Origin of the sequence: Candidatus Colwellia aromaticivorans (assembly GCF_003333305.1) — a bacterium.
GTDB classification, from domain to species: domain Bacteria; phylum Pseudomonadota; class Gammaproteobacteria; order Enterobacterales; family Alteromonadaceae; genus Colwellia; species Colwellia aromaticivorans.
The window spans coordinates 15,678-29,216 of the sequence record NZ_QOLD01000010.1 but is presented as its reverse complement, the minus strand read 5'-3'; the positions used below and the strand labels follow the sequence as shown (position 1 = coordinate 29,216).

Below are 13,539 nucleotides of genomic sequence, written 5' to 3'. Positions count from 1 at the left end.
AAAACATTACGGCTTGTGCAATTCACGATGCAAAACAAAAACTTGATAACACTAAAAACAACAGGATTTATAATTATAAGATAAACTTCACCTTTGCGTTGAATCAACTCAAAGACAATATTGTACGATTCACAATGAAGTTAGCAAAGTGTCAGCTATATGAGTTGTTGATGAGTAAAATATTGAAGAGCTTGAGTGCTATTCGTCCAAACAGAAAGTTTGTTAGAAAAGAACGAACCTTTGTACCCAAAAAATACCCTATGAGCTACAAACGTATGTGTTAATTCCTTAAGTTAATGACATTGATGCGCACCAAGCTGTCAGTTTTGATAAAGCTCAATTATTTAGTTTGTAAGATCTAAGACTAATCCAGTTAACTTGGCCATTCAAAATAACACTAGTTTCATTTTCAGTATTTGAAACACTCTTTCAAATACTGAATCACTTAATTCTGCACAATTTCACAAAATTCGCTATTTATCTCTGTTTTCCTATAATCTTTTCTTCGTTAGTATCACAATCGACCATATGGCTCCATTTATTTGCATCAATAGAGTTACCGTCAAATTCATCTGACCAAACCAGTTGCCATGAATTACTGTTACTTTCTTCACCACTGGGCTCTTTTGCTTGAGCAATAAAGAATAAGGTGATGTTGCTCATTAATACAATAACTAGCCCAACAACTATATTTGCTAATACATTTAATTTTTTCATAAAATTTATTCTCATTTACCTAATAAAACAATCATATTGAGTAGGGTGAGGCTGATGTCACTTCACGGGGTAAAAAAAATGCCTTTAAACAGGTTGTTTAAAGGCATTTTAAGTCAGTGAGTTAAACTCAACTGTAAATTAGCACCGATTTATTGCACTGCTATAACACTGATGTCGTCGAGGTAGACATTACCTGCTTCTCCACCCATATCAAACAATACTCGACTATTATCATCACCAGCTTCAGGTGTCATAGTATATGTATAAGTAACCCAGTCAGTTGTTAATGCTACATTTTCTGTAGTCGCTGTCCATGGATCATGGTAAAAACCAAGACCTGCAACAATCGTACGAGCAACCGCTGCTTTCGCTTTAAACGTAAACGTATAAGCTTGGCCTGCTACAAGCGTCATCTTTTGGCTTAAGTTTACTTCCCAAACTTGACCGGGTGCAGCAACTGTAGCTTCAAAAACGCTATTGCCGGCTTCGTCGATAACAGCACCACCCATATCCCAATTAGCGACACCATCATCGAAACCACCATTCAATACTAGATCACCACCAACTGGTTGTTCTACATCACCTTGAGCTGTGAACATAATGTTATCAACGTAGTTCAATGTATTTTGAGCTCTAGCAGCTGTTTTATCAGGAAAGACAGTAAAGCCGCCAATATCATCATTTTCAGGCATACCAATCATGTGACAGAAATCAACCGTTAATGTCTCCCATTGATTTACTACGGTATTAGCAACACCTATTGAGCCATGAGAGCCCCAGCCATCGCCATTCCATTTTTCGAATTTCACATGAACTTCGCTAAGGGTGTCTTTGTAAACATCAAGTTTAATAACACAGTTTGATGTGTCTAAAGCAAAATTAGCAATACCTTCGGTTGTTGCACCCACCCACTCGCCATCGCCTTGATGAATATCGAATAAAGCAGCGGTAGTGGAAGTGTTGATACCGTCAGTTTTAGGGTTATCAACATACTGCACTGGGGCTGTATCAAATGATCCCCAAGTTAGTTGTGGCCCTTCAAAATCAATACCCAGTGCGGTTGTTGTAGTTGCAGCATCGCCTGATTCACCTGGAGTGCGAGTTTCGTCAGCAGGTGTAACATTAAACATTACATTATCAACATTATACTCAGCGCCGGTACCAGTACTCCAATCAGGGAATATCATCACTAAATCTATGTCTGTTACGTTGAAGTTACCAACATTAAAGGTATAGTGCATCCAAGTATCTAATACTGGTGCTTGTCCTTCATTACTGGTGGTGAAAATAACTTCAGTTCCATCACCTTCGGTAGAGCCTTCAAGTTTTACCTTCCAATCTACCACACCAGCATCTGGTTGCTTGGTCATTTTAAGGTCAAATTCAAAAGTCGTAGTACCTGCTGGGATATCGAAAGCAGCACCGGCTGCATCACGATTATTAAAACCAGCAACGGTATTACCAGTAATCACAAAATTTGCAACTTCACCATAAGTAGCATCAGCATCAGTAATAATCGTAGTTGTCGCAGCGCTATCACCCCATAATGGCCAATCAGGGTTGTCCACGTCTTCAAAAACAACTAAAGCAGTAGTAGGCCCTGCAGCTTCTTCTGCTACCGTAATAGTAAATGTTTGCGTGGTATCTACTGTGCCGTCATTAACCGTTAGGGTTATTGCTGTCGCAGCTATATCATCAGAAATTGGTGTACCAGTTAAAACACCTGTTGACGCAGTAAAAGTTAACCAACCTAGTGCCGCTGGAATATCAGCCGACATGGTTAGGGTATCACTGTCAGCATCAGTTGCTGTTAGCGTATAGGTATAAGCAGCATCCACCGTAGCACTGGTAACACCTGAACTAGTGATTACAGCCGCATTATTTACTGGTGTAGCAACCGTTACTGTAATGGTAAAAGATTGCGGTACTTGATCCGTACCGTCAGTTACCGCTAAAACAACAGCATGATCGCCTTCATCACTTACCGCTGGTGTACCTGATAAAATTCCAGTTACCGCATCAAAATCTAACCAAGCTGGTTTAGTGGTAGCCGACATGGTTAGGGTATCACTGTCAGCATCAGTTGCTGTTAGCGTATAGGTATAAGCAGCATCCACCGTAGCACTGGTAACACCTGAACTAGTGATTACAGCCGCATTATTTACTGGTGTAGCAACCGTTACTGTAATGGTAAAAGATTGCGGTACTTGAACCGTACCGTCACTTACGGTTAAAGTTACGTCATGCGAGCCCGCCTCAGCAGGTGTACCAGACAATATGCCAGTAGTAGCGTCGAATGTTAACCATGAAGGTTTAGTCGTCGCTGATAATGTTAAAGCATCGCCATCAGCGTCACTTGAAACAAGTGTATAAGAATAAAGAGAACCTGCTTCAACTGTATTACCAGCAGTACTTGAAATTACTGGCGCTGTATTTACTACCGGATCTGGATCTGGAGTTGGGTTTGAATCTGAACCACATGCACTAAGAACTAAGCCTAAACTTAGTACAATCAGGTTTTTCTTGAACATAATGTTGTTATTTAAATTTTTCATTTATTTCCCCATTAAACTTTTTGATTTTTCAGTAACTATATGGAAACGCTTACTGGCATAATTAAACGCTCAAGTGTGCTTCTTATATTCTTTTCTTACGTAGTGTTTCTAGTTAAGTTGAACTGAAACTAACCGTGAAAAGGCTAGAATCAACATACATCAATAAGTGCTACAAGCAATGAGAATTCGATGAGTCGTCCTTAATTTAATGTTCAAATGGACTTCTATTAAATTTACATCAGATATGCACAGTAATTTATCAAACTGCACTTTCAGTTTTAATGAATGAGTGATAACCCGTTGTTGCTATCTATTATGTTTTAAACTGCTAGAGAATTTTTACATTGGGCTATTGTTCGCCAAATTCCCTCGACGACTCATACTTTTACTTTTCTCAACAGATCAACTAAAATCATTAGTGAATCTGGGCTAATGCTATACTTTCGTGCTAAAGCTTTACAATGCAAAGTTCTGGTAAAGGCACGATGGAAAAAGACTAAAAAAATCATCAAAAAGGTCGGTTTACCCTGTTTTGTCCATTTCAGCTTCTCGTTATCCCGCTTGACCGTATTTCAATGCTAATTAGTAAATCATTGTGATAAAACTTTATTCAGTTAATAACATTATTTTATTTACGATTGTATTTATATTCACGTTTATTAATGTTGTTTTTTTCATTTAAAAGCAACGCACAATTAGTAAAAAGATGATTATAAATACCGGATTTGGATATCTCTAGGGGGAAATATGAAAATTAAAAACAGTGTTAAATTTAAAACACGAGGCTTGGCAACAATAATGGGGCTAGCGGTAACGTTAGGCCTTGTTGGGTGTGGCGGTGATGCAGCAACCGAAACTAAGTCGAATAGTGTTGATCCTACACAACCAGTTTCAGATTGGAAAATGGTGTGGAGTGATGAGTTTGATGGCAGCACAATAAACAGCCAAAACTGGACTCATGAAATTGACTGTAACGCCGGTGGTAACGTAGAGAAACAATGTTACACCGATAATGCAGAAAACTCTTATGTGTCAGACGGCATATTAAGTATTGTTGCTTTACCTGCTGAAGCAGGCGCCATTTTACCTTACACATCAGCACGAATAACCACTCAATATAAAGCCGACTTTAAATATGGTCGTATAGAAATGCGCGCAAAAGCTCCTTCAGGGCAAGGTAGTTGGCCTGCATTTTGGATGATGCCAACAGATTCTGAATATGGCACATGGCCACTTTCTGGTGAACTTGATATTTTTGAATCGGTTAATTTAGGTGCAGACAGAGAGGATGGTAGTGCAGAAAATCATATTTACGGAACACTTCATTATGGTAAGGCTTGGCCTTTAAATTCTCAATCTGGGCAAGCTTATAGCCTAGAAAGTGGCGCTAACCCCGCTGATGATTTTCATACCTACGCCATAGAGTGGCAAGAAGGAGAAATCCGTTGGTATATGGATGACTACTTATATGCAACACAACGTCAATCAAAACTTCGCTACGACAATGAAGGCAATCTTTTAGCGATGACTCATAAAGGTTGGTTTACAGAATACTTTGATCAAGCAACAGGGAAACTTGAAAAACATTGGGATTCTGCTCCCTATGACAAAGATTTCTTTTTAATCCTTAATTACGCAGTTGGTGGTGATTGGCCAGAAAACGTTAATGAGTTAGGTGTTGATGCTTCTGCGTTTAATGCGACAAACAAATTCGAGGTTGATTACGTAAGAGTTTACCAATGTATGGCTGATACTGATACGGGTAAAGGCTGTGAAACGGTAAGAGCTGCTTACGATGTAGAAGCTGATGAAGACAACCCTAACGGCGCTTTGGTATTAGGTAAAGCTCCTAATCCTCCAATAGCAACTCCTGGCGGTGGCTTACCTGATCTGGATGTTTTTAGTGATGCAGATACTGAGTTTGTAGCCGGTCATTGGGCTGCTAGTGGTGATATTACTATTGAAGAGGTTGATGCGGGTGGTGATCACGGTATCGTTAAACAGTTTACCTTTAACACTGATGAAGGTCTTGGTTATTTCCAAAGTGGCAATGATACAAGCAATGTTAGTGGTTACACCAATATTGAGTTTGATGTCTTTGTCGTCAACGACAATGGCGCAGCTGATTTTATCTTCAAAATGGATTGTGTAAACCCATGTAGCTCAGGCGATTATCCTGTTGCTAAGCCAGCTGAAGGGGTATGGACATCTTACAGCATCCCGTTAGCAGACTTGGTTGCACATAGTGGCGATACCTTGGATTTATTCAGTGTCAATACACCGTTGGCATTCTTCCCTACTTGGGGTGCTCAGAACGGTTTTGTTGCGCAAATAGATAACGTTCGTTTTACGGCGCCTACCGCAGCCGCTAGCTTAGAAGTTTTTGATGAAGTAGATACTGAGTTTGTAGCGGGTCATTGGGCGGCTAGTGGTGATATTACCGTTGAAGAGGTTGATGCAGGTGGTGATCACGGTAACGTTAAACAGTTTACCTTTAACACTGATGAAGGGCTTGGCTTTTTCCAGAGTGGTAATGATACTACCAATGTTAGTGCTTATACCAGTATTGAGTTTGATGTCTTTGTCGTCAACGATAATGGCGCAGCTGACTTTATTTTCAAAATGGATTGTGTAAACCCATGTAGCTCAGGCGATTATCCTGTTGCTAAGCCAGTTGAAGGGGTATGGACATCTTACAGCATCCCGTTAGCAGACTTGGTTGCACATAGTGGCGATACCTTAGATTTATTCAGTGTCAATACCCCATTAGCATTCTTCCCTACTTGGGGTACTCAGAACGGATTTATTGTGCAAATAGATAACGTTCGCTTTACGACACCTGGCACTGTATCAAGCTTAGAAGTTTTTGATGAAGTAGATACTGAGTTTGTAGCGGGTCATTGGGCGGCTAGTGGTGATATTACGGTTGAAGAAGTTGACGCAGGTGGTGATCACGGTAACGTTAAACAGTTTACCTTTAACACCGATGAAGGCCTTGGCTTTTTCCAAAGTGGCAATGACACAACCAATGTTAGCGGTTATACCAGTATTAACTTTGATGTTTTTGTCGTCAACGATAACGGCGCTGCTGACTTTATCTTCAAAATGGATTGTGTAAACCCATGTAGCTCAGGCGATTATCCCGTTGCTAAGCCGGCAGAAGGGGTATGGACATCATACAGCATCCCGTTAGCAGACTTGGTTGCACATAGTGGTGATACCTTAGATTTATTCGGTGTAAATACACCGTTGGCGTTCTTCCCAACTTGGGGCACTCAAAACGGTTTTATTGTGCAAATAGACAACGTTCGGTTTGAGTAACTCGCTTATTGATTGAAATCTATTAACCCTGGCTAATGTTAAATCTAGGGTTAATAGCTAAGCGGTTTACCGTGTCGATAATTTAATAATCGGCGAGTAATTAGGATGTTAAGAAAAATAAAACATTATTATACTTTAAAAAATATATGTGAAGGTTACTTATGAAACATACAATATTTAGCAAAACGCGAGCTGCGATGGCAGTATCGATGATACTTGGTACCACAGCCTCTATGAGTTCATGGGCACAAGAAGCTCCAGAAGAAGAAGTAGAAGTAATTCAAGTCACAGGAATTATGAGCAGTTTAACCCGTTCATCAGCATTAAAACGAGAAGCGTCTGGCGTAATGGATGTTATTTCTGCTGAAGATATGGGTAAATTCCCAGATACAAACTTAGCTGAGTCATTACAGCGTATTACGGGTGTAACAGTTAGTCGTTCAAATGGTGAAGGTAGCCAAATTACCGTGCGTGGTTTTGGTCCTGAGTTTAACTTAATTACCCTTAATGGTCGACAAATGCCAGGTACGGGTAATTCTCGTTCATACAGTTTAGAGAATGTAGCTTCTGACGGTGTTAGCGCACTTGAAGTTCATAAAACAGCGCGTGCATCAAACCCAAGTGGTGGTTTGGGCGCAACCGTAAATATAGTGACGGTTAAACCATTTACTAGCCCTGGCGAGAAATATGTAATCTCAGCAAAAGGTATTTATGACTCGTCTAATGTAGAAGGTGATGATATTACCCCTGAATTCTCAGGCTTATACAGTAATACATTCGCCGATGACACCTTGGGTTTCGCCGTATCATTCTCTCATCAACAGCGAGATTTCCAGCAACAAGCTGCAGGCATTCAAGGTTGGCAGTATCAGGCTGATGATGATCTTCCTGACTTAGATGCGGATAAAGTTATTGATAATCGTGATGAAAATGCAGCAGCAGGTGCATTCTTTCCACGAGATATTTCTTACGCGGTTAACAATGTAGAACGTGAAAGAACCAACGCCAACGTTACCTTTCAATACGCACCAATTGAAGAGGTGATACTGACACTTGATTACAACATGGGTACATCAACTACGGGGAGTAACTCTCTTGGTTGGGGTCAATGGCATAATTATGGTGGCTCAATTAATGCCTACGAATTAGATGAAAATGGCACGGTGTTGTTCGCCGACTTATCGGGTGATGATGGTTCTTATACGGCGAATCGTAATACGACCGAAACGAATGAAAGCTCAATTGGTGTTAATATCGCATGGCAAGCAACGGATGATCTAAGTTTTTCACTCGATTACCACAATTCTGAAAATGAAATTGATAATGGTAAAGATAAAGGCATGAATGGTACGGGAGCATTAGTGTTTGGTTCAAATCAGTTAACGACTAAGCATTATGACTATAGAGAAGGTGATATTCCACAAGGCACAATCTTCTGGAACAACGGTACTACGACACTTGCACCAAGTGAAATGGATTCACATTTTAGCCAATTTATTCACAGCCCTGGTAAGTCTGAAATTGAACAACTACAAATTGATGGTTCATGGGAAAATCCTGAAGAATCGCCATTAATGTCAGTTAACTTTGGTGTTGCCCGCACTGAACAAAGAATTGGTGGTTCTAGTGCATGGAGTGGTCTAATTGGCGGCTTCGGATTTGCCTCAAATTACTCTGCTGCTTTTCCTGATAGTATGTTTGAGTACCAAAACACAAATGGATTTTTAGATGAGTTTTCTAATGGTGACAGCCCAATAGGCGCTGGATACTATTATACTTTTGATTTTAACGAGGCGGTCGCTCGCTCAGAAGCCTTCTTAAACAGTGACACGTTAGGTGACGACTATTTTAGTACAGACCCTTATCGTGATGGTAGTGTTCGAGCAGCAGGATTTGTTGAAGAAGATACTACCAGTATCTATGCATCGGGTTTATTTGAATTTGAGCTTGCTGATTTACCCGTTATGGTAAATGTTGGTGTACGTTATGAAGAAACTGAAGTAAGAAGTGAAGTTTTACAAGACCTGCCAACAGATGTTTGGTGGCTAAACTCTTCAGAGTGGCACACGCAATATGAATCGGGTGAAAATAACTTTTACAAGGAAGCAGGTGAATATGACGTCCTTCTACCTATGATTGATATTAAGGTTGACTTAACTGATGACGTTGTTGCTCGTGCATCTTGGGGGAAAACTATTTCCCGTGCGCCTTTAGGCAATTTAGCAGGTGGTTTATCGTTAAGTGGAAGCCCAGGGCTGGAAAGGCGTACTGGTGGTCAAGGTGATACCGGCTTAGAACCATTTGAGTCTACCAACCTTGATCTTTCTTTAGAGTATTATTACGCAGAAGGCAGCTATGCTTCGGTGGGTTACTTTAAAAAAGATGTTAAAAACTTCATCAGTACTGAGCGATTTGATGCTCAATATGAAGGGATACGCGATATAGCTGCAGGACCACGTTATGCGCAAGCTTTAGCCGACCTTACTACAGCAGGGCAGCCTACAGACGGTGAGTCTATTCGTTTGAAAATGATAGAAAATGGTGCTGTTGTAAATTCACAAGGTTACCTTACGCCTAATTCTGATGATCCACTGATGGACTGGAAGATCAGTAAGCCATTTAATACACCTGAAGACAAAACGGTTGACGGTATTGAAATTGCTATACAACACTTTTTCGGTGAAACCGGTTTTGGTTTTGGCGCAAATGCTACCTTTGTAGACGGTGATGTAGAGTTTGATGTGGATGACATCACCAAAGTTGCCAATATTGTAGACTTAGAACCACAAACTCCGTTAACAGGTTTAGGTGATTCAGCTAACTTCCAAGTGTTTTATGAAAAAGAGGGTTTGTCAGTAAAAGTGACTTACGCATGGAGAGACTCGTATCTTATTGGTGTAGGCCAAGATGAAGCCTCTTCTGATAATCCTCCTCAGTTTGCTAAAGAGTATGGTCAAGTTGATATGAGTATTAACTATGATATTGACGAAAACTTTACGGTATTTGCTGAAGGGTTAAACCTAACAAATGAAACAGAACAAGGCTACGGCCGTTATGAAGAGCAATTTCTTTTTGCTCGTCAATATGGTCCAAGATACACCTTCGGTGTTCGTTATAGCTTTAAGTAAACTCGTACTTTAGTAGTGTAAATGAATAGGCCTATATTGTTTTGCGATATGGGCCTATTTTTTTATAGGGTTTATTATCTCCAAGCCCTATAAATATCACCTTTCATATTTATGAACTATTAATCATCAATGCTTATATAGGTAAGCGATTTATATTATTTAATTGATTTCATTTAATTTATTCAAAGAGAGATCTTATGTTAACCGTTAGAGAAAAAATAGCTTATGGCTTAGGTGATACCGCCAGTAATATTATTTTCCAAACAGTGATGATGTTCCTGTTAATTTTCTATACCGATGTTGTGGGTATTTCCCCCGCCATTGTAGGCACGATGTTTTTAGTTGTGCGTTTATTTGATGCGATAACAGATCCGCTGATGGGCGCTCTTGCTGACCGCACTAAAACGCGTTTTGGCCAATTTAGACCTTACTTACTCTGGCTCGCTCTGCCTTTTGGTATTATTTCCATTATGGCATTCACCACACCAGACTTAACTGGCAACGCTAAAGTGATTTACGCCTTCGTTACCTACACATTACTGATGATGGCCTATACCGCAATAAATATTCCGTATTCAGCGTTAGGTGGTGTTTTAACAGATCAGCCTTCTGAACGTGTATCAGTGCAAACCTATCGTTTTGTTCTGGGCATGTTAGGTGGTCTAATTGTCGCCTCAGGCACTTTGCCATTAGTCGAGTACTTTGGTAATGGCGATAAAGCCAAAGGCTATCAGTTAACAATGACCGCTATGAGCCTTTTAGGTGTGGTGATGTTTTTATTATGCTTTAGCGGCACGAAAGAACGTGTATCAGTGCCTGAAGGGCAAAAATCATCGTTTTTTGATGATTTAAAATCACTTTGGAAAAATGATCAATGGCGAATATTGTGTCTAGCCGGTTTGTTTTTATTAACGGGACAGGTGTTAAGGGCAACATTAGCCATCTATTATGTGAAATATGTACTTGGACTTGAAGAGCAAATTACTTTATTTATCACCCTCGGCATGATTGGTAGTATCTTAGGCTGTGCTTGTGCTCAATTTCTCGCTAAAAGAGTTTGTAAGATCAAGGCCTACATCAGCTTGCAACTCATCGCGGCATTCATCTGTGTTATTAGCTATTTCATTCCTAAAGAGCAGGTTGTTACAGCGTTTGCGTTATTTTTTCTATGGAGCTTCTTTCTACAGATGGCGACACCACTATTGTGGGCAAAGATGGCTGACACCATAGACTATGGTCATTGGAAGACCGGCATACGCATTACCGGCATGATCTATTCTGCCGTGGTGTTTTTTATCAAATTAGGTGTTGCCTTTGGTGGTGCTTTCGCAGGCTGGTTACTGGCCTATTATGGTTATCAGGCAGATGTAGAACAGACAGAAACGACTAAACAAGGGATCTTGTTGTCATTTACTGTCTATCCTGCCTTTGGTTCAATTCTGGTCGCTTGGGTGATGCGTGGCTATATGCTTAATAAAGCGAAAGTAGAACAGATACATTTTGAATTGAATGGAAAAACTAGTTAGTAATGTATTAAGTAGTCTAATGATTCCTTATGACATTTAGAACTTAACGTAAAAATGATTATGCTGCTCTATCAGGAGATTATTGATATCGTCATCGAAGTGTTTTGTCGAAGATCCATTTTTTTTGCTTGGATTCAGGAGAATGTGCGTCCTGCATTCACTAATAGGTCACATCCATGTGACGTCAGCCTAAAACACTACTGGAATGACGTTCTTTGTCAATATTGTACTTTTCCTAATTGATCTACATAGGCAAGTTTTTTAAATAAATATAAGGATTTGACTAATGGAACCACGTATTAGTATCATCACTTTAGGTGTGAAAAATTTGAAAAGATCCTTTGATTTTTATACGGCTCTTGGCTTCCCATCGTCGAAAAAACCAGAAGATGGAATTATTTTTTTCAAAACTGGTGGCGTGTGCTTAGCTTTGTACCCTTTAGGTGAACTAGCAAAAGATGTATCTCCTAGCTTTAATTCAAATCGTTCTGGTTTCTCAGGTGTGACATTGGCTCACAATACTCGATCTAAAATAGAGGTCGATGCGGTATTGGAATTAGCTAAGAATTCTGGTGGTAATATCGAAAAACCAGCTCAAGATGTTTTTTGGGGTGGCTACAGTGGTTACTTTTCAGATCCTGATGGGTATTTATGGGAAGTAGCATTTGGTGATTGTTGGGAGTTCAATGAAGATGGAAGTCTAGTCATAGAATAAAACCTCAACTAATACCAATTCCATTAAATTTATACCCACCTCAGAGCTATGTCAGAGAAGTTATAACAAATAAAATTTGTGCTGGTATAGTCATTCTATATTTAACAAATTTGTGCAGTTATTGCTTTTCTGACAAGCTCCCAAGGGCGAGTTTAAAAGGCTTACATACATCGTTATTGATTTTGATAATGGCGCTACAAGGACGTAGCTTATTAGAGAATGCAGGAGCATATTCTCCTGAGTAACCATTTTCTTCAATCAATGCCTTGCCTCTAAGCCTTTTAATTCTCGCTGAGTGGGAAATAACTTAATGGACTTGGTATAACAACGGGAAAAACAGACAACGAATCTGTGCTGCTTATCCCGTATATGGTTATTTACCCAGTACTTTTTTTGGGCTTCTATCGACATTGAATAAACCCCAGTGTTTTTCAGCACCATCGAGATTATCAGGGTTGCCTTTCCATGGCTCATCAAATGCCTCGAAAAAGAAAAAGGTGGTATTAGTTTTTTTTGCCCATTTTTTGATGTCATTAAAATAACGTTTCTGATTCGCTTCACTGGCTTGCTTAGCAAATTCTTTACCGGTAGTAGCCCAACCGCCTTCTAATATAGTTATCGGTTTATTGGGCAAGGCTTGATGTACATTTTCGATATTTTCTATGGTATAGGCGAGGGCTTGTGCTATTGTTTTTCCTTCCCAAGCAGGGTAAGTGTGTACGCCGATAAAGTCTACTTCCGCAGCCAGTGGTGCGCCATCACGAATCCACCACTCGTAATTATCAGCAACGGTGACTGGTTGACTAATACTTTGTTTAACTTGTCGAACATAACTAATGATACTGTTTAGTGTCACCATATGGTCATTCCAATCAACTAAAGCTTCGTTACCTACATTGACGGCAATCACTATGTCTGAATAATTTTTTGACAGTTTAATGCCCCGTTGAATTTCTCTCATATTGCTTAATTTATTAGCAGAGAGTTCCGACTCAGGAATAGGAAGTTCTAACCAGGCACAACCTTCGTGATTGCTTACCTCAGCTTCTAACCACATTCCCAATAACACCTTGATAGGCAGTTTATTCTGCTTGATGATTTTTAATGTCATAGCCGAATTTTCACCTGAGTCATAAAGGCGTATCAAGTTTAAATCATGGCTTAGTAAAATATTCAAATCTTCAAGAATTTGTGTATCACTGGGGTTGATTGCACCTTCGCCGCGATCTGGATGTTGTCCTACTCGAAACCCTGAATAGGCAACTGCGATAGTTTCTCCTTGAAGAAGGCTATCAGAATATTGTTTAAATTTTTCACCCGCCTGAACTAAAGGGATTAACAGTAGTGCCAGGATCAACATTGCACGGTTTAAAAAAATTATATATACCGTTCGGCTATTGCTTGTTGTTACTGATTGAAAGTTTGGGTTAATGGATGTATTGGATGTGATCATACAAAATCTTCTATTTTCAGTTATCAATAGAAAAAAATGACATGTGCTTTGAATAAATACAAGTGACAAAGGTTCAGGTGGGCTAGAGAAGAGGTGAAGTGTGCTTTTTAAGCAATGTTCCTCA

General features: G+C 39.7%; 8 protein-coding genes. 5 read left to right on the top strand and 3 right to left on the bottom strand.

Going from position 1 to position 13,539, the window contains the following annotated elements:
- Positions 1–284, top strand: a 284-nt coding sequence (locus DWA31_RS17275; protein WP_114324895.1) for a hypothetical protein, incomplete at its 5' end; no start/stop codon positions are given.
- Positions 285–477: 193 nt separating this feature from the next.
- Here DWA31_RS17275 and DWA31_RS01415 read toward each other — a convergent pair.
- Together DWA31_RS01415 and DWA31_RS01410 are read right to left on the bottom strand one after the other, a co-directional pair.
- Complete coding sequence (locus DWA31_RS01415) at positions 478–717, bottom strand: LamG domain-containing protein (protein ID WP_210725521.1); 240 nt, start codon at positions 715–717, stop codon at positions 478–480.
- A 149-nt stretch (positions 718–866) separates the two neighbouring features.
- Positions 867–3,272, bottom strand: coding sequence for a putative Ig domain-containing protein (locus DWA31_RS01410; protein WP_114324894.1), 2,406 nt, complete (start codon positions 3,270–3,272; stop codon positions 867–869).
- A gap of 747 nt (positions 3,273–4,019) precedes the next feature.
- Between DWA31_RS01410 and DWA31_RS01405 the strand changes: the two genes are divergently transcribed.
- The 4 genes from DWA31_RS01405 to DWA31_RS01390 all read left to right on the top strand — a co-directional run bounded on the left by DWA31_RS01405 (position 4,020) and on the right by DWA31_RS01390 (position 11,962).
- Positions 4,020–6,593, top strand: a complete 2,574-nt coding sequence (locus DWA31_RS01405) for a glycoside hydrolase family 16 protein (RefSeq protein WP_114324893.1) — start codon at positions 4,020–4,022, stop codon at positions 6,591–6,593.
- A gap of 161 nt (positions 6,594–6,754) precedes the next feature.
- Positions 6,755–9,721 (top strand): TonB-dependent receptor, encoded by a 2,967-nt coding sequence (locus DWA31_RS01400; RefSeq protein WP_114324892.1) that lies wholly within the window; start codon positions 6,755–6,757, stop codon positions 9,719–9,721.
- A gap of 197 nt (positions 9,722–9,918) precedes the next feature.
- Positions 9,919–11,247 (top strand): glycoside-pentoside-hexuronide (GPH):cation symporter, encoded by a 1,329-nt coding sequence (locus tag DWA31_RS01395; protein ID WP_114324891.1) that lies wholly within the window; start codon positions 9,919–9,921, stop codon positions 11,245–11,247.
- 286 nt (positions 11,248–11,533) lie between these two features.
- Positions 11,534–11,962, top strand: coding sequence for a VOC family protein (locus DWA31_RS01390; RefSeq protein ID WP_114324890.1), 429 nt, complete (start codon positions 11,534–11,536; stop codon positions 11,960–11,962).
- Between the two features lie 373 nt (positions 11,963–12,335).
- Here the strand turns inward: DWA31_RS01390 and DWA31_RS01385 are convergent, their stop codons facing one another.
- A complete protein-coding gene (locus tag DWA31_RS01385) occupies positions 12,336–13,415 on the bottom strand; it encodes a glycoside hydrolase family 17 protein (protein WP_114324889.1) in 1,080 nt (359 codons plus the stop codon).
- Between the last annotated feature and the right edge of the window lie 124 nt (positions 13,416–13,539).